At 54.7% G+C, this 23,297-nt stretch carries 17 protein-coding genes; 10 read left to right on the top strand and 7 right to left on the bottom strand.

Going from position 1 to position 23,297, the window contains the following annotated elements:
• The first annotated feature begins 74 nt into the window (after nt 1-74).
• From NWAT_RS01625 to NWAT_RS01610, 4 genes are all read left to right on the top strand, one after another.
• Entirely contained in the window at nt 75-839 is a 765-nt protein-coding gene (locus NWAT_RS01625) for a hypothetical protein (protein WP_013219410.1), read from the top strand.
• Between the two features lie 374 nt (nt 840-1,213).
• Nucleotides 1,214-2,200: a Kelch repeat-containing protein gene (locus NWAT_RS01620; RefSeq protein ID WP_013219409.1), complete on the top strand. Its 987-nt coding sequence runs from the start codon at nt 1,214-1,216 to the stop codon at nt 2,198-2,200.
• A 206-nt stretch (nt 2,201-2,406) separates the two neighbouring features.
• Nucleotides 2,407-2,763 carry an RNA recognition motif domain-containing protein gene (locus NWAT_RS01615; protein ID WP_013219408.1) on the top strand — a complete coding sequence of 119 codons (357 nt, stop codon included), beginning with the start codon at nt 2,407-2,409 and terminating at the stop codon, nt 2,761-2,763.
• Nucleotides 2,764-3,174: 411 nt separating this feature from the next.
• Nucleotides 3,175-4,587, top strand: coding sequence for a sigma 54-interacting transcriptional regulator (locus NWAT_RS01610; RefSeq protein WP_013219407.1), 1,413 nt, complete (start codon nt 3,175-3,177; stop codon nt 4,585-4,587).
• 34 nt (nt 4,588-4,621) lie between these two features.
• Here the strand turns inward: NWAT_RS01610 and NWAT_RS01605 are convergent, their stop codons facing one another.
• From NWAT_RS01605 to NWAT_RS01580, 6 genes are all read right to left on the bottom strand, one after another.
• Nucleotides 4,622-5,431 (bottom strand): amidohydrolase family protein, encoded by an 810-nt coding sequence (locus tag NWAT_RS01605; protein ID WP_013219406.1) that lies wholly within the window; start codon nt 5,429-5,431, stop codon nt 4,622-4,624.
• 168 nt (nt 5,432-5,599) lie between these two features.
• Nucleotides 5,600-7,651 (bottom strand): peptidoglycan-binding protein, encoded by a 2,052-nt coding sequence (locus NWAT_RS15535; protein WP_013219405.1) that lies wholly within the window; start codon nt 7,649-7,651, stop codon nt 5,600-5,602.
• A complete protein-coding gene (locus NWAT_RS01595) occupies nt 7,635-8,732 on the bottom strand; it encodes an aminotransferase class I/II-fold pyridoxal phosphate-dependent enzyme (protein ID WP_013219404.1) in 1,098 nt (365 codons plus the stop codon). Before NWAT_RS01595 ends, NWAT_RS15535 begins: the two co-directional genes overlap by 17 nt.
• A 24-nt stretch (nt 8,733-8,756) precedes the next feature.
• Nucleotides 8,757-10,418, bottom strand: coding sequence for a hypothetical protein (locus NWAT_RS01590; RefSeq protein WP_013219403.1), 1,662 nt, complete (start codon nt 10,416-10,418; stop codon nt 8,757-8,759).
• Between the two features lie 24 nt (nt 10,419-10,442).
• Nucleotides 10,443-11,756: a hypothetical protein gene (locus tag NWAT_RS01585; protein WP_013219402.1), complete on the bottom strand. Its 1,314-nt coding sequence runs from the start codon at nt 11,754-11,756 to the stop codon at nt 10,443-10,445.
• 12 nt (nt 11,757-11,768) lie between these two features.
• A complete protein-coding gene (locus tag NWAT_RS01580; protein ID WP_013219401.1) occupies nt 11,769-12,443 on the bottom strand; it encodes a hypothetical protein in 675 nt (224 codons plus the stop codon).
• 524 nt (nt 12,444-12,967) lie between these two features.
• On the opposite strand from NWAT_RS01580, the gene NWAT_RS01570 reads away from it, so the two are divergent.
• Genes NWAT_RS01570 through NWAT_RS01555 form a run of 4 tightly spaced genes read left to right on the top strand, consistent with a single transcriptional unit; the run spans nt 12,968 to nt 19,116 of the window.
• A complete protein-coding gene (locus NWAT_RS01570) occupies nt 12,968-14,827 on the top strand; it encodes a peptide-binding protein (RefSeq protein ID WP_013219399.1) in 1,860 nt (619 codons plus the stop codon).
• A 17-nt stretch (nt 14,828-14,844) separates the two neighbouring features.
• Nucleotides 14,845-16,221 (top strand): ABC transporter permease, encoded by a 1,377-nt coding sequence (locus NWAT_RS01565; RefSeq protein WP_013219398.1) that lies wholly within the window; start codon nt 14,845-14,847, stop codon nt 16,219-16,221.
• A gap of 3 nt (nt 16,222-16,224) precedes the next feature.
• Nucleotides 16,225-17,412, top strand: a complete 1,188-nt coding sequence (locus NWAT_RS01560; protein ID WP_013219397.1) for an ABC transporter permease — start codon at nt 16,225-16,227, stop codon at nt 17,410-17,412.
• A 30-nt stretch (nt 17,413-17,442) separates the two neighbouring features.
• Nucleotides 17,443-19,116 (top strand): ABC transporter ATP-binding protein, encoded by a 1,674-nt coding sequence (locus NWAT_RS01555; RefSeq protein ID WP_013219396.1) that lies wholly within the window; start codon nt 17,443-17,445, stop codon nt 19,114-19,116.
• Nucleotides 19,117-19,368: 252 nt separating this feature from the next.
• Here NWAT_RS01555 and NWAT_RS01550 read toward each other — a convergent pair whose 3' ends face one another.
• The gene (locus NWAT_RS01550) at nt 19,369-20,916 is read right to left on the bottom strand and encodes a bifunctional GNAT family N-acetyltransferase/carbon-nitrogen hydrolase family protein (protein ID WP_013219395.1); all 1,548 of its coding nucleotides are present in this window, start codon (nt 20,914-20,916) and stop codon (nt 19,369-19,371) included.
• Nucleotides 20,917-21,210: 294 nt separating this feature from the next.
• Between NWAT_RS01550 and NWAT_RS01545 the strand changes: the two genes are divergently transcribed.
• A complete protein-coding gene (locus NWAT_RS01545) occupies nt 21,211-22,380 on the top strand; it encodes a DesA family fatty acid desaturase (protein ID WP_013219394.1) in 1,170 nt (389 codons plus the stop codon).
• A gap of 24 nt (nt 22,381-22,404) precedes the next feature.
• A complete protein-coding gene (locus tag NWAT_RS01540) occupies nt 22,405-23,283 on the top strand; it encodes an SDR family oxidoreductase (RefSeq protein WP_013219393.1) in 879 nt (292 codons plus the stop codon).
• Nucleotides 23,284-23,297: the final 14 nt, after the last annotated feature.

Raw genomic sequence — 23,297 nt, 5'->3', positions numbered from 1 at the left:
GAGAGAAAATATCCCAATATAATGACAAGATCCTCGTTGATTAGCGACAACCCCCCTCCAAGGGATAAACTTCAATGGTCACCAAAACAGAACTCCTTACCCAAGCCGCTCAGCAGGCATCCATAGAGGCCGATAAACGCCATCTAAATGACTCTGCCAAGAAACAGCTTCAAACCGAGGCCCAAGCGATTATCGAGGATATCTTTCGCTCCATTGGGTGGAAAAACGCCGAAAAGGTCCCCGCAATTCCTTCAAACTCCCTTACTAGCTGGCATCACCGCACCCTAAATGACCGAGAATCGGATTGGCGCAGTTTAAATTTCGTCCAAGAGGAGCTACACCAGGCCGCTAGACGCTATTTGCGGGCTCCTTGGCTCCATTGCCGGGAACTAGACTGGCTGATATTGAACACTTTAGTCTATGGGGATTATCTGGCGGCGCTGGATACCATCCGCGCCCGCACCATGCCCTTCAGCCGTTATCAATCCAGCAAATCAGGCAAAACCGGCCTTAGGGTATTGGCCGAAGCCTGGAGGGTAGCCTTATTGCTACTTAAAATTGCCGCCTGGTTCATTATATTTGCAGCCGTCTCTCCGGCTTCACCCATGGGACCACTGATCTGGATAGGGGTAACCGGTGGATGGCTATGGCGGAAATGGGCGATCCGGAGGAAAAACAATGCCCTGCTAAAATCCATGTTCAGCGCTTACGGGGCGCTCAATCCAACCCACCCAGACTGGCCCAAAATTAGGGAAGGGCTAAAAAAAAGCCAAGCCCTCGGCGCGGTTTGGAACAACATGATTTATCCCCTGGTTGAAATGAGAATGCAAAAAACCTGATCAATGAAGTCCTTACTCGCATTCAATGCTGCAGCTGGGTAGTGGCCCTTAAGGCAGCCATTCTAGGGGAGCCGACAGCCATCCTACCTAGAAAGCCTGATGGATAATGCAAATATACCCTCCTCGTATCCCTAAACTGGGAGAGCACTCGTTAGCAAAGACAAACCTAAATCAATATGGCCAAGCTCCTATAAACTGACTATATATTATTCAGGAGTGGCCTATTGCTCATCAGATGCCCACCGCTTAAAGTTCTGTCCAAGTACTCATCAAGATAGATGAGAATAACGGGGCCACACGCACATGATTACAGCGGTGTTTTGAATACAAAACTGATGTACTAAAAAATGTATCCACACAATTGGTGCGCCCAAATGAGATTTAATAAAATTCACCTAAGCTCACTTCTCTTGCTGAGCCTATCATTTCTAGCCTATTCCGCCTCAGAGCAATGGCAACAACTACATCCCATGCCCACCCACCGTTCGGAAATGGCAGCAGCCTATCTGGATGGTAAAATATATGCACCAGGAGGCTTAGGTGGTCAGCGCCAGTTTGAAGTATATGATGCTACCACTGATAGCTGGGAGCAACTGGCGCCACTGCCAGCCCCTCGCCATCACCTCATGGCCACAGCCCATCAGGGGAAAATCTATGTTTTTGGGGGCGGCGATCCAGACTGGTCCCCAATGGCAACTGCTTGGGTCTACGATCCCCCCAACAATCGTTGGCGAACTTTAACCCCCCTGCCTGAACCTCGTTACGCGGGAGGTGCCGTCTCAATGGGGGATTTTATCTATGTCGTAGGCGGCAAAGGCCCCAGCGGAAGATTACTCCGCTATGACCCCCAACGAGACGTCTGGACTTTCCTAAAGGCGATGAAGCAGCGCCGGGAGCATATCCGCAGCGTGGTTTTCAAAGATAAGATCGCCGCCATTGGCGGCCGTTATCAGGGTGTCGGTGAACTACGCTCAGTGGAAATTTATGATCCCGCAACCGATACTTGGCAAGAAGGCCCCCCCTTGAATACCGCCCGGGGCGGACATGGCGCAGCGGTTCATCAAGGGAAAATCTATGTTTTTGGCGGCGAGGTCATCATGACTGGACGAACAACCTTGAGCAACTCGGAAATCTTGGGAAATCTATCCGGAAAATGGCAACCCGGTCCTCCCTTGCCCATGGCGCTCCACGGGATGCCCGCTATCAGCACCGGCTCTCATTTGTATATTCTGGGGGGCTCAGAACAGGCGGCTGCCAGCATCAACCGGGGCCGGGTCTATCGCCTGCTAGAAACGCCAGGCCCACCACCTGCCCTTAGCTTCGGCTCATTCCTTACGATCCTAGATAAAACCACGTCTTGATTCCCACCAGCTACCCTCCGCCCAATTAGATAAGTGGTTCCTATAGGTTTTTGCTAAAATCCATAGGAAAATTTCCTACTCATAATAAAATTTATTTTGTCAACCCTCCCATCTTAGACTACTATATGTTTATGGGCTTGAGACGAATGGAGTACTTTACTTGCCCACATCAAATCTTGATTTACGTGCCATTAGTCAGGATTTCGATGGCATTCATGATAAATGGCACGATTTTTGACTTGCAGGAACATTTTATAGTGAATATTTACGTTGGAAATCTCTCCTATCAAGTAACGGATGAAGATCTAAGAGCAGCCTTTGAAAACTATGGTGAGGTTTCCTCAGCTAAGGTAATCGTAGATAAATTTTCGAACCGTTCCAAAGGGTTCGGTTTTGTCGAAATGGCGAGCAAAGAAGACGCTGAAACAGCTATTAAAGAGATGCATGATTCTGATATCAAGGGACGGCAAATCGTGGTTAACGAAGCGCGCCCCCGCAACGAAAGCAACAACGGAGGCTTTCGCCGCAATGATGGCTTCGGTGACCGTCAAAGACGCTTCTAACGAGACGTTTTTAACCGAGCTAGAATAAAAAACCCCCGCCTGCTGTACTGGCAGCAGGCGGGGGTTTTTGTAGGCGCCCCTCTTCGAACATCAACAGCATATCCTTCAAACACGCAAGTTAAATACCCCCAGCAAAGTCGAAGAGCCACATCAATAAGTTAGCCCCCGCAGGCTGCGCTCAGTTTAACTATTGTCGCTAAAAACTCAACAAGCCCTACGCAAGGATGCTAGGCACGGTACCCATCCTGGGGAGGGTCGCTAGGATATTTTTTTCTTACCCGCTATAGAAATACTACTCTCTAAGCAGCGGGAAAATATTACAGCGCTAAGCTATTGCTTCCCCTACTCTCCGTAGGACGGGAACATTATCGCTTATAATATTTTCCTGGATAAGCAGGCAGGAGAAGCAGCATGGCTTGGGATATGTCTGTATGGGTTCATTCGTTAGCGCAAAACGATAACCAAATTCCAACCGCGTTAGTTGAAGCATTGATGCAAGCGGGCATTCGATCGCGAACACTTAATCTTGAAGCCCCGAAGGGGACAGGCGTGCTTTTCTTCAAGAAATTTACCCCACAGCTTTGCGAACTCCTAAGTAAAGTTAGCCACCGCGGTCAAGAACAGGTACTGGCCATTGCTGTTTCACCCATTGCCATGGCGGATAGTCACGCTTGGCGTTTGCTCCGTGCGGGGGCCGCGGATGTTTTTTGCTGGCAACATTCTACGGAGCCTCTCACTCAAATTATTTCTCGCCTCAGACGGTGGGCGGCGGTAGACCAGATTTTGGAGAGCCCGTTAGTCCAAAAAAACCTGCTTGGGCGGAGCCTAGCTTGGCGCTCCGTATTACGCCAAGTCATTGAGGCAGCCCATTTTACGGATGCCTCGGTATTGCTCATGGGCGAGACTGGAACGGGAAAGGAGTTAATAGCACGCTTAATTCACACGCTAAATCCACGGGAAAAGAAAAAGGAGCTAGTAGTTTTGGATTGCGGTACCATTGTGCCCGAACTTGCCGGCAGCGAGTTCTTTGGCCATGAGCGGGGAGCCTTTACTGGGGCCATCTCTCCTCGCGATGGAGCCTTTGCCCTAGCGAGTGAAGGAACCTTATTCCTGGACGAAATCGGGGAACTACCCCTGGGTCTTCAAGTTCAATTGCTACGCGTGATCCAAGAACGCACTTACAAACGGGTAGGAGGAAGCTCCTGGCAACATACCGATTTTCGCCTAGTATGCGCGACTAACAAGGATCTGGCCCAGGCAGTGGAACAGGGCAAATTCCGTTCTGACTTATATTATCGCATTGCCGCCTGGGTGTGCCGGCTGCCCCCACTACGAGAACGCAAGGAGGACATCCTCCCCCTGACACACCATTTTTTAAACGAACTGCGGCCTGATAAAGCGCCCATAGAACTGGACGAACCCGTACGCCAACATCTTTTGCGACGCAATTATCCCGGCAATATTCGCGAACTCAAACAACTGGCGGTACTTCTAGGTTCCCGTCATGTGGGACCGGGTCCCATCACTTTAGGCGCTCTCCCCCAGGATGAAAGGCCTACTGAAGAATCGGAACAAGGTGATTGGTACGATGTCCATTTTGAACAGGCCATTCATCACGCTCTTGATCTAGGCGTAGGGCTCAAGGAGATCAGCCGCATTGCCACAGAAACCGCCATCCGCGTCGCATTACGAGACGAGGAGGGCAATCTCCAACGGGCGGCCCGCAAACTGTGCATCACTGATCGAGCCTTGCAGCTTCGCCGGGCTAATCATCGTCTAACCCCGGACAGCTTAGTGTCCGGGCAAAAAATTTCCCCCCCTTGAAAGGAAGGGCCCGGTAACTTTCTTCGGAAAGTTTCTATAGCCAGGGATCGGATAATCCTTCCGCTTGGAGCAACGGCGGATGAGTCGAGACAAGAGGGGCTCCCCTTGGCTCTGCTCGCACGCGAGCGATGAGACGCAAAAAATTACCACCTAGCACCCATTGCTCCTTGGGCAACGGCAAACTCAAAGCGCGAACTTTGGCCAATTCAAGCCCAGGATGCAACCACGGACCGTCGGAGCCAAACAGAATTTTCTCCGCTCCGGCTCGCCGTACCGCTTCTTCCAGGAGATCAAACCGGCGTGCCCCGGAGGTATCAGTATAGATATTGGGGTAACGCGCCAGGTGGTCAATCAGGGCGAGCTGGGCCCGCCAATCATCGGCAAAGCTGCCCAGGTGGGGGATAATAAACGCGACATTGGGATATTCTCGGGCAAGCAGTTCGCATACCGAAATCTCACCCATCACGTCATAGAGCACCGGGAGGGCAAACGCTTGCGCCGTTTCACAGATCTCACGGGTAATCCGCCCGTCATGACGGTGCACCTTAATGCCCACAAAGCCATAGCGCTCGACGGCCAACTTGACTAAAGTGTAAATGCGCCCACGATCCCGCAGGGAATGGACCATGGCAAAGCCATAAAAGCGATGCGGACGGCTAGCCACGATTCGGGCCACTTCCCGGTTGGCCGCCTCATAATCCGAGTGAAAAGCGGCTAAAAGCACTGTTTGCTTAATGCCCGCTTGGGCCGCCCGGCGCAGATATTTTTTCAGCGAAGCCCGGGTATCCCAAGGGCCAGTTAGACCATCGCCTTTACCGGCGTGGCAATGGCAGTCGATGATCATGACGGTAGATCCCTATGCCTATATTACACTATTCAGCCCTTGCCATCATTAAAGCAGAACGGGCACGCTGGCGCTGTCCGGCCTTCGTCTGCAGACAGCAAAGGGGATTCCTAATGCCCAAGGAATTGTTCCTTCCCCCTTTGGAAGGATGATCGGCAAGAGGGATGATCATGCCCCCGTGGTTGACCAGTGCCACGGCTCACTGGGTAGATTTTTTAATCCAAATTGGCCGGCATTTTGTGACAGCCAGATAAATCCAGGACTACTTCGTGAGGTGATACCTTGGCCATTGTACCTAAAATCAATAGCCAAGCCCTTTTCATGCAGGGAGCGGCCTGGAATCGCCGTAGGTGGCCTACATTGAGAAGGCGACTTTTTCCAAATATCGTCATAGGTGGGACCACAATTTTGGCGCCGAAGCCCAATCTGTCGAGCGGATGAACGATAACCCGAACCGCTTAGGTGGATGCCATCTGCATCCGCGGTTGCAAGCAATGCTGCTATCTGAGGTTGAATCTGCCGCGCAACTTGAATCCCTCGGACGTTGACGATATCTTGCGCGCCCCCAGCCGCAGGAATGAAAGGCGGTGAATCAGCACCTGCGGCGACTAAGGCGCGTTCCGTATGTGGACCAACGATACCATCTACTGCCAGCCTATGGCGACTTTGAAAACTGCGGACGGCACTACGGGTCATTGGACCCAAAATGCCATCTACCGCTAGCCGCAATCCCATAATTTTGTTGAGTGATTGTTGAATCCAGCGGACATGGTCGGTACTGCTTCGGTTAATCTCGCTTTCCCAGAGGGATTCAAATTCTTCCGCAAGCTCAGAGTATGCCGTGACGGTCTCTCTCTCCTGAAACCACGCCGTTCTGCGCCGCGCGCCATCGAGGTTTAGCTCGACGTGTATATGATCGATGTGCGGGTTGGGACCACCATAATCGGCCACGTGTGGGGTGCGGCTGCCGCTCCAGCGGACGCGGTTCCAGATGATGTATTGGACACCGATCGCCGTTGCGTTTCGGACCAGCCAATTGGCAATTGGATCGCCGACTGCGCTATTTGCCCTCCCGCCAACAGTAGGAATCATGATGTCGAGCGCGCGCCCCACCCCATGTACCGAAGTTTCTGAGGGGGTGGCCGAGTTAGCACGGCAGCTATAACCACCGATCAACCTAACACCGGGGAAAGTCGCCTTGATGTAGCGCCGCAGCTCAGCAGCGCCGTCTGTGTAGCGGGTGCAGTTGGCACCGTTGGCCCAGGGCGGCGGTGAGTCGTAACGCACCGTCTGCGCGTCGCCAGCGGCTCGTATCTCGGGAGGCAGCTTCCAAGTGACGCTGGTCGTGCCTGAAGGAGGCGAGGGTACTGGGGACGGTGTAGGGCCGTACAAGCGGCTCCATGTTTGAGGACCGACGATTCCATCTACCGTGATGCGCTGCGAATGCTGGAACGCCCTCACGGCGGATTCGGTGCGTGAGCCGAAGATCCCGTCCGCGGCGCCCGGATTGAATCCAAGAGCGCTCAAGCGCTTCTGTAGCTCGATCACCGACGCGCCACGTGAACCGCGTCCTAGCATTGGTCGCGCCAGTGGCGCCTCAAGCTCTTCAGCGTCATACTCGAACAGTTCCGAATCCGCAGCCGACTCAGTAGCATCGCTCGGCTTGGCCATACCGGCTGCGTCATCGCGAACACCACCACCTAGAGCGTCAAGCAGTGCGCGCTCCGTGGGTGGCCCGGCAATACCATCCACCGGTAAGCCTTGCTGTTTCTGAAACTGACGTAGCGCATCCCGCGTGCCGCGATTCATAACACCACTAACTGGCAGGCGCGAGCCTAAAATTTGATTTAATGAACTTTGCACCCAACGAATAAACTCGGTGCCATGGGCTGGGCAAACGCAGGGCACAGGCTCTGGTACTATTCTGCGCCTGATAATCGCTGGCCGATGTGGAAATCGAGGCTGCGGTGGAGGCCGCTTAGGCGGTTGCGGGCGAGTAGCTACTGGCCGTGCTGGAAACCTTTTGGATGGCCGTGAAGGAAGAGGCCGCCGTAGGCGTAGAGGGCGCTGGCGACGTGCTAAAACATGGCCCGGAGTACGCCGGCCCCGCCAAAATTCTTCTTCCCCTTCAAGGTCCGCGAGTTCGGCATCAAAGATTTCCTGGCCGAATTCCATTAACCCTTCCAGGGGCTCTTCTTCAAAATCAAAGGCAGTATTCATGGCTAATCTCCTGTGGGTCTCTTTTCCCCGCAAACCGCGCAACGGCATTTGCCGCACGGTCGATATCACCCCGGCTGTGGCGGGCGGTAATCAGAAAGCTAAGACATGCACCAAGCTCCTTGCGACCGCGGTGAAGGACTGTTTGGATTCCTTGCCGGAGAAGTTGCTCGTGTAATTTCCTGGCATCAAGGGTAGGTTTAGGCATAAGGGTTTGGACGGGAAACAATCCGCCTACCGTGGGCCAACCGATCTGCGCCAGGCGGCTGCGGAAATAGTGAACGAGCCGCGCCAAACGTAGGCGCAGCCCATCCCCATAGCTTTTGTTTACCTTCAAAGCATGCTCGGCCGCATGGATGATGGCGATTGAAGGCGGGCTACAGTGGGTACGGGTCTCGCTCTTATCCTTAAACCATCGTATCAAGGCATGACTGCCTGCCAGCACCGCCATTGGCACGCCAAAACCCTTGGCTAGGGAGCTGACCAGGAGCACGTCGGACCCAGCGGCATGGTGCCAAGGAAGCGATCCGCCTCCTTCCCGCCCGTAGGGTGCTCTAAAGCTGGGCGAATAGCCAAGAATGCCTAGTGCCTGGGTATCATCGAGGAGCAAATAGCCGCCCCAGTCCCGTGCGCTTTCTAAGTAGGCGTGAAGGGGGATTGGCTTGCCGCAACCGGGGCAAAAGCCATCCGCGACCACAAGGGGCCTAAGACCGCGTGAGCTATCCTGCTTCAAGCGCCGCCGCAAAGCCTCCGGGTTACGGTGAGGAAAACGCCGCACCGGAATACCTCGCGCCGCCGCCCGTTCTACCCCCCAGCGGGCAATGGGATAGGTGCCTCCATCCAGGTAGATCGCCATGCCCTGCTTCGCCAGAATGCCAAAGAGATCCCAGAACAGATGCAAGGTGGAAGGGCCGATAGTAGCCTCCTCGCAGCCCTGCAATTCAGCCAGCGCCCCAGCTACGCGGTGCTGGGCTGCTGGCGTAATCAGGGCCGCCGGCTTGCCGGAAGTAAGCTGCGTCCACGGGCGCAGCACCCCGCTGGAATGACGCAGTCCCAGATAGAGGACAGAGGTGAAGTCAAGCATGGAAGAAGACCCTCGGCTCAAAAGCTAATCCTCCGCTCTATGCTTGAGCAAGCGACCACGACCATGAACCGGCGCTGGTAGCTCCGCATAGCCAAAAACCTCGGAGGGCAGGACTCTGGCGGTCGTCATTGCCGATGGCAAGGCATGCCTGCCCCGTTGCGCCACGAGGCGCTTTTGCAAATGAACCGAAGGTTGGAGAAAACGCTCCGCCGCTTGCCGAGTATCGGTCATCTCCACCGACAGGTCCACGCCGGTCGTGGCCAGATACGCATGGATGTAGCGCTGAATCTCCGGTCGCCAATAGCGGGCCCAATTGCGCGCCTGCTGCTGGTCATTGACATCAATCCAGTCTCCATAGCGGATGGAGAGCAAGATTTGTTCACCATAAATCGCCAGCTCGTGGAAATGGGTAACGGTGACATCGCTCCAGCCTTGCAGCCGTTTCATGGCATCCACCGCCCCCATCCAGGGCTCCTGATAGGGCACCATATAGCGCCCTCGCAGGAATTCCTTGATTTCTGGCCGAGCCAGCAACCACTGCATAATCAACATTTCCCGGCGGGCTGTCCAGGGCAGATCTCCGAACTGGTTATGGGCGCCTTCGGCCAGAATGAGATGCACTTCCCGCAGGGCGTTAAGCAGCGCAAAGGCATCGGCAATGATGGTAGTATCGTCATCGTCCTTGTAGAACAGGGCAGTGCGGTAAAGCAAGTTGTGGAAGGCTTCCAGAAACTTGGAGCGGCTATCAACGGGATGAAAATCGCTAACGGCCTTGCCCACCAGCGCAAATCCATAGTGGTGGTCATATTCATAGGCGCGCCGCCGTACGCTCAGTCGGTTATATTCGTCCTGAACAAAACCCCACAGCAGATTGTTCAGGGGGCGCAGGGGATCCAATTCCAAACTTATCAAGGGGTCCCGTGCCTGACCGCGCCGATTCTGGAAACGCAAGGCAATGGCGTTTAGAGTCTGCACCAGCATGCCTTCTTCATGCCAATAGGACCAAATCAGCTCCAGCAGGCTGGGGCAGGTAAGCCGATGCTGTAATATGGCTTCGCAGTAAGGGAGGCGCTCTGCTTGCCGAGTTGCATCAAGCCCGACAATCTGCCTGACAATACGATCCAGATAAGGTAATACATTTTGATTGGCGCCGGTAAGATAAAAGTTACTGAGTTGATTCCGAACGCTATCAATGGTAACAGGCTGTTCTAAACGGTTGCTTTCGGCGGCAGCGTTGAATGATTCAGCGTTGCTAATCCTGACACCGCACTCAAAAATGAGAAAAGCATCCGTGGCCAACTTGAGTAGGGAGTAGGCATCTACCCCATGGATGGTTGGCCGAGATGCGAGGCTCACGCGGTTATCTGTAACTGAAGGAGATCCATAGCCTTCCTGACCGCTGGCCTGTTCTCCCTCGCATAAGACCCTATCAATAAAATTATGATAACGGTTGAAGCCAATCGCTTGAGTGCGGTTGCGAATCGCCACCCACAGGGGTTGATCTTCAGTCGGCGCGGCGGCGGTTCGCTGTAAGGTGACCTTAGTAGAGTCTTCCACCGCATTCCGAATTATGCTTGCAGCATCCCCGCTAATATTTATTGTTCCTCTTAATGTCCCTCTGCGTGCCTCTTTAGGCGCTTCTTGGGGCGTATAGGTAACATCACCCGTAATTTCATTATTAGCCATGGCGATCTCCTTAATATATTAAAGTCAGTTATAGGTTGCCGGCGCGACAGCCCGTGTCCTGGGCAGAGCGGCGGCGCAGCTCGCAGCGCTATCCAGGGTGCTGCGCAGCGCCCATTGAGTCAGGAGCTTGGCCAGAATCTGGCTTTCCTCTTCCGGACCCAGCTTTCCCTCTATCTTGGCCTGGCCAACCGCGGCAAATACCAGGGAGGGCGGCGCTTTGCCCATTTGCGCTGGTGACTTGCGCCAGGCTTGGTAATACTTGGTAAGATGCCTGGGTTGACGTTCTCCAATCTCCATGATCTCGGGAAGAGCGGCCCCGCCCAATGCCTGGGGTCGATAGTTGAGCAAGACCTCAAGAAAATCCGGAATGCTTCTATCCAGCAGGGTCAATAACCACCGCTTTTCTTCCTCCAACCCAACGAGAGGATAGAAAGATTCCCAGAGCTTGCTCAGTTCTTCCCACTGGGGATGGGGGTAGAGAGCCTTTCCTAGGGCGCAGCTCAGCTTGACCCGGAGCCAGGGGATCGGGTGAGGATCATCCAAACCCACCCGGTGCACAAAAGCTTGGGGCAAGCTGACCACGCCTATTAGCCCTAGGGTGGACGCCACCCCTACCCGTGCGATTGACCAAAAGTCCGCGAGCACCTCCGAAATCCAGCGTTCCCAGAAATACCAAACGCCACTTTTCTGGTGGCCGCCCTTCTCTAATCCCTGCAACACCAACCGTAGCGGTTTCACCAGATCGAGTAAGGCAACGGCTTGGTGTCCCACTTCATGCACCAAGGAAGAAGCAACGCCGATGCCCACCATGCGTTCTCGGGGCACGCGGATAATCGCCACCGGATTATCACCACCACCCGGCAAGCGGGTGCGGGCGCGCCGAATAGCGGCGCCCGCGCCGCGATCCAAATAACAAATCACGGGGGGAGCTTGGTAATAATCCGGCAACGCCAGGGCATCCGCAGCCACCACATCGAGCCCGGACAACCAGATACCGGTCTCATGCTCGCTGCGCTGAGTCAACACATCCGCGAAAATATCAAATTGTGACAGGACCGCGTTGAACCTCAGCCGCAGCAAAGTGAACCGGCGCTGCGCCTCGGCAGGCGTGGCCCGCCAACCTCCCGATCCGTGCAACCAATCAAGAAAGGTATGCACTTGTTCCCGCAGTTCACGGCGCCCATTGGCAAGATAGCTTTCAATGGCAGCTTGCGCGGGCAACGATATCGCCGCTGCTGGCACCATTGGTTCGTACAAGGCAAAAGGCTTGATTCGCGCCAGTCGGCCGAGCAGTGCCTTCGCCTCCTGCGCCAGCATCCATGAAGCAGCGGAATTCATGGCTTTGTAGCCTCACACGCCAAGCAAGACAATCTTGCGGCCACGGCGTATCCAACGGCCGCTCCGTCCTCTGCCTGCGGCTGCAGTGGGGGAGGAAGCAGCCCCTCCCCGCAACAACCCCGGCGCGTGCTTTTTGGCGGCGGCGGTTAGCGCCATCTTCGCTACTGCCTGGGGATTGGCGCTCGATGGGGCCAGGGCGGCATTCTTAGCGGCTGCGCCGGCAAGCTGCACAACGCGCTTTGCCACCTCAAATTCCTGATCCTCAGGACTGAGTCCCTCAAGCTCGACTTCAAACATATTAGAGGCTGCCTTGCCCAGGGTGGTGCCAATCGCTGTACCAACGCCGGGAACAAAAGAGCCGAGGGTGCCGCCCACCACAGGGAGGGCCTTTTTAGCAATTCCTTTAAGCGCCCCCCCTAAGGCTCTACCCACGGGGCTCTTCACGAATTTGCCAACAGTCCGCCCGACTTTTTTAAATATGTTGCCCAGGAATTGATCGAGCTCCGCCTCATCGGTAACCCCTAGCAGCTCGGCGGCGAGCTCCATTTCTTCTGCTTCATCGAACACGGCCTCAGTATCCAGACCCTCAAATTCATACTCATCCTGAAATTCATATTCCTCCTGTCCAGTTTCATAGGCATCCATCTCAGGCTCAAACTCAGCCAAGGTGCGGTCAATGTCGTGCATGGCGTTCTCCTTTTTTAGCCTATCTCGATTAAAAGTGAGTTGTTCTCACAATTAAATGAATAGCAAGGAGTATGCCCGGCTATAATGTCCCCATTTATCGACTCGTTGCCAGTGAAAATGCGAAGTAGACTTCGGGATAGCTAGAAGAATGGCTGGCTTGGCGAAGAGGGCTTCGGCAAATAACCAAAAGGCCCTGCTTGGCGCTTTCTTTCAGCTCTATTTAAGAATAATGCTAGTATTTCGGGCTGGCTTTGAAGATTGCCGCGACCACCATAACCCTACTCTTCCTCGCCTATTTCTTCTTGCCATCCTTATGGCATTAGGCCACAATCACGTTTAGAAATAGGCTAGTATTCATTAATTTCCAAACGGGCACGCGCAGCCTCTCGCCTAAAGCGTGAGCAGGAGAGCGCTAGGTGGCTTTTAATCATTACACACTTTCAAATTCAATGAGGCAGCAATAGTGTCAATATCGTATTCAGACTGCCTCATGGCTACTTGAGGCTTATCGTTCGAATTCTCCCATGGCACGACGATTTACGGTCAAAGATTTTTTCCTGCTTCTATTCCTGAGCCTGTTAGCTGTGCTCATTCTGCTCGCCATGTACATGGTTGATCGGCAATGGCTTAAGCTCAGCGAAATAGAGCAGACTCTGACCGAACAGGCTCGGGATTTGCGCGGGCTGCGCGATCTGCTACATAGCCCAGGCCGCAACGGGCTTACCTTGGCGCCCGCCGAGAAGCAAGACGCAGAAACTATTCCCCTGGCATTCCAGCGCGCCTACGCCGCTACCCAGCAGCCTGATTACCATCCTGGCGACTGGTTCGTGCAAGCTTTTGGCGCGGGGCTGAAGACCTTGACGCCCCTGGTCTCCACCGATGCCTATGCCGCTGACGTTCAGGGCTACGTGTTGGAATCCCTGCTGACGCGTCACCCAGAGACTCTGGAATGGCAAGGTTTGCTAGCCCGCGATTGGGAGATCAGCGAAGATGGGCTGACTTTCCGTTTCCGCCTGCGGAAAGGGCTCACATTCTCCGATGGCCAGCCTCTTACCGCCGAGGACGTGGCTTTCTCTTTCTCTTTTATCATGAATCCGGCCATTGCCGCGCCCCGGGAACGGGCTTATTATGAAAAGATTGAGCGAGTCGCCGCCCTTGATCCCTACCAGGTGGAGTTCAAATTTAAGGAGCCTTACTTTAATAGCCTGGCTCTGGCCGGCGGCCTAGCCATCTTGCCCCAGCATTTTTACGAACCTTATTTGGAACAACCGGAAAGCTTTAACCAGTCCAAGGGCCTATTGCTGGGCTCGGGTCCTTACCGCCTCCCAGATCCTAAAGGCTGGACTCCGGATCAGGGTCTGGTGGAGTTGGAACGTAACCCCCGTTACTGGGGACCGGTGCAGCCTCCTTTCGACAAGCTACTATGGAAGGTTATCGTTAATGACAGCGCCCGCCTGACTACCTTCCGCAATGGGGATATTGATCTCTACAGCGCCCGTCCGCTAGAGTATCAAAAACTGCTGGAAGATCAGGCGTTGGCGGCGCGCACCCAGCATTTTGAGTATCGGAGCCCCGCCGCGGGCTATAGCTATATCGCCTGGAACCAGGAGCGAAACGGCAAGCCTACCCGCTTTGCCGATCAGCGGGTCCGCCAAGCCATGACCTTTCTTACTGACCGCGCCAGCATGATCGAGCAGATCATGCTGGGTCATGGGGAACCGGCGGTCAGTCCGTTCAATCCCGACAGCCCCCAGCATGATCCCGCTCTCGCTCCCCGGCCCTTCGATCTAACCAAAGCCAAGTCTCTATTGGAGCAAGCGGGCTACACTGACCGGGACGGAGACGGGGTTCTGGAAGATGCCAGCGGCCAACCTTTCCGCTTTGAGTTGGTGTTTTTCCAGGATGCCGATGATACTCGCCGCTTGGTACTGTTTCTCAAGGATCTGTACGCCCGGGCCGGGATTTTGCTTGAGCCCAAGCCCACCGAATGGTCGGTCATGCTGGATCGGATCAACAAAAAGAACTTCGACGCCATTATGCTGGGCTGGACGAGCGGAGTCGAAATCGATATCTACCAAATGTTCCACAGCAGCCAAACCCTAGCTGGCGGCGATAATTTTATTACTTACCAAAATCCAGAGCTGGACCAGCTTATCGAGAAAGCGCGGGCAACCGTGAATGAAAGCGAGCGCATGCCCCTATGGCGGGCCTGCGAGCGTATTTTATATGAAGACCAACCCTATACTTTTCTAATGCGGCGTAAATCATTGGTATTTGTGGACCAGCGGGTGCGCAATCTGGAAGTCACCCCCTTGGGCCTGAACCTGGGCATGACTCCGGTGGAGGTGTACGTTCCGGGGGCCGAGCAAAAGTACGCTCGCTAGGCGAACGGGCTGCCGCGATGTCCACCTATGTCATCCGCCGCCTGCTCCTGATGATTCCGACTCTGCTGGGAATCACCCTGGTGGTATTTACCGTCATGGCCGCCTCTCCTGGAGGCATCAGCGCCCAAAGCCTCATCGAGGGCCAAAATCTGGAGCCCCAGGCCAAAAAGGCGCTGGAAGACTATTACAATCAACTGTATGGTCTGGATTCACCGCCAGCCATCCAGTATCTGCGGTGGTTGAACAATGCCTCTCCCGCGGGGTTTACTTTTGATAAGGAAAACAACATTAGCAGCTTTTCCTTGTGGAAGGGCTCCGATCTCGGCACCAGTTTCCGCTATGGCCGGCCGGTACTAGAGCTAATTGAGGAGCGGGTGCCTATCACCTTACTGCTTAACCTCCTTTCCCTGCCACTTATCTATACCTTGGCAATTGCCATTGGGGTCCGCGCCGCTACCGAGCGGGGCAAGTTATTCGATATGGGCTCCAGCGCCCTGTTGTTAGGGCTATGGTCCGTCCCGGTGATGCTGGCTGGAGTGCTATTAATCGGCTTTTTCGCCAGCAATCAATACTGGCACTGGTTTCCCACGGCCGGCCTAAACACGCGCGCCGCCCTGGATATGCCCTTCCTACCCCACTGGGGTTCCCTAAAGGAAGTGGCTCTGCTACTGGGCGCTGGCGTGGCGGGCGCGGCCGCGGGCGTCGGCCTGGCGCAAGCGCCCCGCCTGCTTCGGATTGGCCTGCTAGCCGGGCTGGGGATGGGTCTGGGGTTCTGGATGGGCACTGGCCTGCCCCACCCCCACGTGGGAATGAATCTTTCCCTCGGGGCGCTACTCGCGCTGGGCATTGGCGGGCTCGGCTATACGGATTACGCTGGCCTGCGCCTGGGATTACTCGGGTTATTAGGTGCCGGATTGGGCCTGGCTGTCGGTGCCCAATGGGGAAGCGGAGAGTTTACGCGCGGTTTTTTGCTGGATCGGCTCTGGCACCTGGTGCTGCCAGTCTTGTGCCTGACCTATAGCGGTTTCGCCTTTCTTTCCAAACTCACCCGCACCGCTGTACTGGAAAATCTCATGGCTGACTATGCCCGCACCGCCCGCGCCAAGGGACTAGCCGAAAACATGGTGCTCTGGAAGCATGTCTTCCGCAACAGCCTCCTGCCCCTTATTACCGTTTCGGCTACCCTGCTTCCTGGTTTGCTGGCTGGTTCAGTCATTGTAGAGTCTATTTTTTCCATCGAAGGCATGGGTAAACTGGCGGTAGAGGCCGTCCAAACCCGGGACCGGGAACTAGTACTGTCTATTACCCTTATCAGTGGTCTGTTAACCCTGGCCGGCTATCTCATCGCTGATCTTTGTTACGCGATTGCCGATCCTCGCGTCAGTTATGACTGAAGCATGAGTTCTCCCGCCTCTTCGCTGCCGCCGCCACGGCAAAGCCAGAACTATACAGCCCAAGTAGCGCGCCAGGTACTCGCCCAATGGGGGGCGCGACTAGGATTGGCCTGGATCGGACTGTTGGGCTTGCTGGCCGTATTCGCCCCGTTTCTGGCCAGCAGCCATCCGCTGCTGCTCAGTCAAGACGGCCAACTTGACAGTCCCCTGCTGCGTTACCTTACTCCCGCCGATGCCAGTTTACTGGCTTTATTTTGCGCTGGCTTGATTCTAGTCATGGCGCGGGCCTCGCTCCGCACCTGGTTGGTGGGGCTGGGAAGCGTATTGATCCTGGCCGGGGTAACGAGCGCCGCGTTGATACGGCCGCCAGTGCTCGCTATCTATGAGCAGTATCGGCAGCAGGAGGCAGCCGGGGGCTATGATTGGGTCATATACGCCCCTATCCCTTATTCCCCTAAAGACTATCAGCGTGACCGGGGCGAAACCGGGCTGCAACCGCCCCTAACCTCGCCCCAGGCGGATCACTGGTTTGGGACCGAGGAGAATGGCGCTGATGTCTTATCCCGCATGGTCCATGCCTCCCGCATCGCCCTTGGGATTGGCTTTGTCGCCACCAGTATCGCTTTGCTCCTGGGGATTCTTATTGGCGGTCTAATGGGCTATTTTTCCGGGGTGATGGATATTATTGGTATGCGCCTGGTGGAAATCTTCGAAGCAGTCCCTACCCTATTTCTCTTGCTTACCTTCGTTGCATTTTTTGAGCGCAGCCTATACTTGCTCATGGTGATCATTGGCCTGACCAGTTGGTCAGGCTACGCTCGCTATGTAAGGGCCGAGTTCCTCCGTCTCCGGCAACAGGATTTTGTCCAGGCCGCCTTGGCTTGTGGACTACCCCTGCGCTCTATTCTATTTCGGCATATGCTCCCTAATGGCATTGGCCCCATTTTGGTGGCCGCCAGTTTTGGCGTAGCCTCCGCCATTCTCGCCGAAGCCGTGCTGAGCTTTTTGGGGCTAGGCTTGGTGGACGATCCCTCCTGGGGGCAGATGCTCAACCAGGCAGTGAAATCCTCTACCTTTAACTGGTGGATGGCGGCCTTCCCGGGAGGAGCTATCTTTTTGACCGTGTTTGCTTATAACTTGATTGGCGAGGCCCTCCGGGATGCCCTTGATCCCTACCTGAAGAAATCATAACTGTTGGAATGCTAAAGCTAGCTAAGTACCGTGTTACTCCAAGTCGAACACCTGAAAACTTACCTCCAAGCCGGTAATGAAACCGTTAAGGCGGTAGATGGAATAAATTTTACCATCGAGCGGGGGGAAACCTTCTGTTTGGTCGGGGAATCGGGTAGTGGCAAATCAGTCACCGCCCTGTCCGTGATCCAGTTATTACCCAAGGATATCAGCCACCATCCTGAAGGGCGCATCTTGCTCGATTGGCGACGGGATAAACAGCGCCAGGGGCCGGTGGATCTGCTGCGCCTGCCAGAAACCTGCAAGCAAAACATCCGCGGCGCCCGCATCGCTATGATTTTCCAAGAGCCTATGACCTCCCTCAACCCCGTTTTCACGGTGGGCGAGCAAATCATGGAAACCTTACAACTCCACTTCCCCGGTATGGAAGAGAGCGAGGCGCGGGAGCGGGCCGTGGCCGCCCTGGCCCAGGTGCAAATTCTAAACCCGGAACTGCGCATTGAAGAATATCCCCATCGACTCTCTGGCGGCCAGCGCCAGCGGGTCATGATTGCCATGGCCATGGCCTGCGAGCCGGATCTGCTCATTGCCGACGAACCCACTACGGCCCTGGACGTTACCGTCCAGGCCGAAATTCTGCGCTTGATGCGCGAACTGCAAGCACGGCGAAATATGGGCATCCTGTTCATTACCCATGACTTTGGAGTAGTCTCCCAGATGGCCCGCCGATTAGCGGTGATGCGGTTAGGGAAAATCGTCGAGTCTGGCCCCCTGGATGAGATCCTGCACCGCCCTCAACACCCCTACACCCGCCAACTCCTGGCTGCCCTGCCCGAGAATCTCAAGCGCCAACAAGCCGCGGCGAGAAAGAGCAACAAAGGCACGCCGCAGCCCTCAGATATGGGCGGGCAATCACCCTTACTGGAGCTACGCGGCCTGGAGGTGCATTTTCCCATCCGTAAAGGGGTACTGCGGCGGGTCGTGGATCATGTCCGGGCCGTGGATGGAGTAGATATGGCTATTCCAGCAGGGCAAATTCTAGCACTGGTGGGCGAGTCGGGCTGCGGCAAAACCACGTTGGGACGGGCCATACTCCGCCTGGTAGAGCCTACCGGCGGCCAAGTCTATTACGCGGGCACCGATCTGACGGCATTGAAGCCCAGGGAACTGCGCCGCTACCGGCAAGCGCTGCAAATCATCTTTCAGGACCCTATGTCCTCCCTCAATCCACGCCTTTCCATCGCTGCAACCTTGACCGAGCCCATGGGAATCCACGGCATCGGAAGTTCCCGCGAGGAACGCCTCGAGCGGGCCAGCACCGTGCTAGAGCGAGTCCAGCTTAAGGCCGATTATTTATGGCGCTACCCCCACGAGTTCTCCGGCGGTCAGCGCCAACGTATCGCCATTGCTCGGGCGCTGGTGCTAGAACCCCGGTTTATCGTCTGTGATGAAATCACCAGCGCCCTGGATGTATCGGTACAGGCCGAAATTCTGCAACTGCTATTGGAATTGCAGCGGGAACGCCACCTCACCCTGCTATTTATTACCCATAACATCGCCGTAGTAGAATATCTTAGCAACCAAATTGCGGTGATGCGTGATGGCCGTATCGTTGAACAAGGCCCTACCGACCAAGTCTGCCGAGCACCCACGCACCCTTATACACAAAAACTGCTAGCGGCGGTGCCACGGGTCCCTCTGTAGCACTGAACGAAGCCAAAAGTGCTGGCTATGCTCATCATAGGAGCACCTTAAACATCAAAACTTTCCTGAAGGTGGCCAGCTAAGCGCGGAGAGGGAAAGCCCGTTAAAAAAACGGCCCAGCTAGGTTACCTAGCTGGGCCAAGCGCCAAGTGGAGAAGAATGCCACAAATAGGTGGCTTGCTGGCTCAAAAGCACTAGAGGTCGAGCAAAATTCAACTATAATGATAATTATTATCATTAGTAATAGCTTTGTCAACTCTTATTTTTCGGCAGCCAGCGCAATTGATAGAGATCAGGGCGGCGATCCTTGCGATTGGTGACCGAGCCTTCGTGCCGCAACTGAACTAATTTGTCTAAATCTAAATCGGCTATCAAGGCCATTTCAGTGTTAGGTGTGCTTTCGGCGATGATGGCATCGTGGGGAAAGGCAAAATCCGAAGGTGAGTAGATCGCTGATTGAGCATATTGAATATCAACGTTTTCTACTTGGGGCAGGTTGCCAACGCTGCCACCAATAGCCACATAGCATTCGTTCTCGATGGCCCGCGCCTGGGAACATCGCTGTACCCGCAAAAAGCCGTTTTTGGTATCGGTCCAAAAAGGCACGAAAAGAATTTCCATGCCTTCCTCTCCAAGAAACCGCGCTAATTCCGGGAATTCCACGTCATAGCAAATTAAAATACCAATGCGTCCCGCGTCGGTATCAAATACCCGCAGGGTATTTCCTCCTTGAATCACCCAATCGCGGCGCTCGTGGGGGGTGATATGGATCTTGGGCTGCATATCCACGGTGCCATCGCGGCTGCACAAGTAAGCATTGTTATAAAGCGTATCGTCTTGCAAGACCGGAAGACTGCCAGCGATAATGTTGATATTGTAGGTGACGGCGAAATGGGAGAGGGCTTCCAAGCTGGGGGTAGCGTACCGGGCCAGAAACCGAATGGCACTAAACTGATCTTCCTGATCGCCCATGGCCATAAGGGGCGCATTGAAGAACTCTGGAAAAAGCACGAAATCCGCTTGATAATCCGCCATGGAATCGACAAAAAACTCCACCTGATCCAACCAGGCTTGAAAAGAATTGGTGAGTCGCATCTGCCATTGGACAATACCGATTCGCACTACGGATTTGCGAATTTCTTCCGCCGCGAGTCCTTCAGGCTCATAGAGAATATTGTTCCATTCCAGCAAGGTGGCAAAACCACGGGATTTCTCATCCTCGGGTAAATAATCTTTCATTAACCGCTTGACTTCGAAGTCATTAGCAAGTTGAAAACTTAAAATGGGATCATGGACTTCCCGCCGACGCACCGCTTCAATGTATTCCGTAGCCGTTAATTTTTCCGTGTAGCGATGGTAGTTAACGATGCGCCCACCAGCTAAGATCGCACGTAAGTTTAAGTTTCGGCATAACTCCTTGCGGGCGTCGTAAAGGCGGCGGCCAAGCCGAAGACCCCGGTAATCCGGATCGACAAAAACATCCATGCCATAAAGGGCATCGCCCTTTGGATTATGGCGGATGCGCTCCCGCCGCCCAATTAAATCCTGGTAAGTATGAACCCGGCTGAAACGCTCATAATTGCAGCGCACAGTCAAAGCAACCGCAATAACCCGGCCGTTGCCTTCGATACAAATCTGGCCCTCCGGGAATTCTTTAAACAAAGATAAAAGCGATTCTCGGGGCCAAGCACCGCCGATATCCGCATAGACTTTTTCCATCAACTCCTCAAGTTGAAGGAGATCGTCTGCTACGAGGTTGCGTAGCTTAAGATGAAGATCAGAAGGAATTTCAATACTCATGGGCTAAACAGTGAAAATATAAAATAATAAAAAATTGAATAGGACAATAACCTATAGGCGAGGTTTATAACATGGCTAATTTTTCTTCACAGTCATAAAAATTTGATCTATTTTTTCGCCCTAGCTGGAAAAATATTAGAAAATGTAAAAGCACTTGAGTGGCCATCCTATAAAATATAGTGTAAGACCTACCTTATCCGTGTCGTTGAAAATACAATTAGAATTATTTTTGACTTTTCTTGCTCAAAAACAGTCCAATCATTACTTTCACGCCGAATCGGAGAATTAAATTTCATGTTTTCAGGAGTTTTAGAAGTGAGTTTTTGGGGCTATGTTGTGGTCACGCTGGTGCTCACCCACCTGACCATCATCAGTGTGACCGTTTATCTTCACCGCCACCAGGCCCACCGGGCGCTAGAACTGCATCCGGCAGTGAGCCACTGTTTTCGTTTCTGGCTGTGGTTGACCACCGGGATCGTGACCAAGGAATGGGCGGCGGTGCACCGGAAACACCATGCCAAATGCGAAACGGCCGAAGACCCCCACAGTCCACGGGAGGTGGGTATCCACAAGGTATTATGGCAAGGCGCCTCGCTCTACCGGGTGGCGGCCCGAGACCCGGAGGTGACCGAGCGCTACGGCCATGGTACCCCGGATGATTGGCTTGAGCGCAACCTCTACACGAAACATAGCTACGCGGGGATTGTGCTGATGCTGTTCATCAACCTGGGTTTGTGGGGTGTAGCGGGTTTGGTGATATGGGCGGTTCAGATGCTCTGGATTCCCTTCTTTGCGGCGGGGGTGATTAATGGGCTGGGTCATCACTGGGGCTATCGGAACTATGAGGTGGCCGATGCCTCCACCAACCTTGTTCCTTGGGGAATATTGATTGGGGGGGAGGAGTTGCACAATAACCACCACGCCTATGGCAGCTCCGCCAAGCTCTCTTCCAAATGGTATGAGTTGGATATCGGCTGGCTGTATATTCGGGTGTTGGCGGCGTTGAAGCTGGCCCGGGTGAAAAAGGTCGCCCCCAAGCTGCTTATCCAGCCCGGCAAGCAGTGGGTGGATGTGGATACGCTCAGGGCCGTGGTGGCCCATCGCTTCCACCTGCTGACCGCCTATGGGCGGGAGGTCATAGCCCCGGTGCTCAAGGAGGAGGCGGCTTATTTCTCGGGCAATGCGCTCTATCGGCGGGCTCGGCGCTGGCTGCTACGCCATGAGGCCCTGGTGGACGCCAAGGCTCGCCAAGAGCTTAGCGCTATGCTCAAGGACAATCAGCGCCTGGAGACGGTCTATCGCTTCCGCCAGCAGCTTCAGGCCCTCTGGTCCCAGGCCTGGTCTAGCCAGGAGGCACTCTTGGACGCGCTGCAGGAGTGGTGCCGTCAGGCTGAGGACTCCGGCATCAAAGCCTTGCAGGATTTCGCCCTCTCCCTGCGCGGCTATTCCCTTCAGCAGGCTTAGAAACTATTGGATGCTCTTCATCAAATGGCTGCCACCCCTTCTAAAATTCCTGCCTTCATTGTTGGCTTTGGTAACATAGGCCAGCGAGTCGCAGCCTTGTGGCAGCGCGATGGAAGCGAAGTGACCGCGCTAATCCGAACCCCTCGCGACATAGTAGGGTGCCGCGCTATTTTTGGCGATCTAGACCATCCGGAAACTTTGCACAGCATGCCTCAAAAGCCGGCTCTTTTGTTTCATTTTGCCCCACCCGCTCCTTCCGGAGTTTCCGATAACCGGACGAGCCACCTACTCAAAGTCATGGAAAAGGCGCCTCCCCAGCGCATCGTCTATATTTCCACCTCGGGTGTTTATGGCGACTGTGGCGGCGCTTGGGTTGATGAGTCTCGCCCAGTCCATCCCGGTAATAATCGCTCCCGCCGCCGGACCGATGCTGAACGACAGCTCATGGGCTTTGCTCGCCGCCACAGCCTGCCTCTTATCATCCTGCGCGTACCCGGCATCTATGGCTCCGGCCGCCTGCCATTGGAACGTCTGCGCCAGGGTAATCCGGTCGTCTGTCCAGAGCAAGCGCCATGGAGCAATCGCATTCATGCCGATGATCTGGCTATCATCGCCGTGCGTGCAGGCCAAAGCGACACACCTGGGGGCATCTACAACGTCAGCGATGATGAGCCTACCAGCATGACGGACTATCTCTACCGTCTAGCCGATGCTGCGGGCTTGCCCCGCCCACCCTGCGTCAGCTTGGCTAAAGCGCAACGGATTTTCTCCCCGAAGCTGCTGGAGTACTTAAATGAATCCCGCCGCTTAAACAATCAGAAGATGAAAACGGTACTCGGCGTAAAACTGCGCTATCCAACGTTAGACACAGGGCTACCCGCTGCGCTTGGGATTTCTAAATAAGCGGGACGATCCCT

The organism is Nitrosococcus watsonii C-113 (assembly GCF_000143085.1).
GTDB classification, from domain to species: Bacteria; Pseudomonadota; Gammaproteobacteria; order Nitrosococcales; family Nitrosococcaceae; genus Nitrosococcus; species Nitrosococcus watsonii.
The sequence above is the reverse complement of the archived record's forward strand: the minus strand, read 5'-3'. Positions and strand labels throughout refer to the sequence as shown.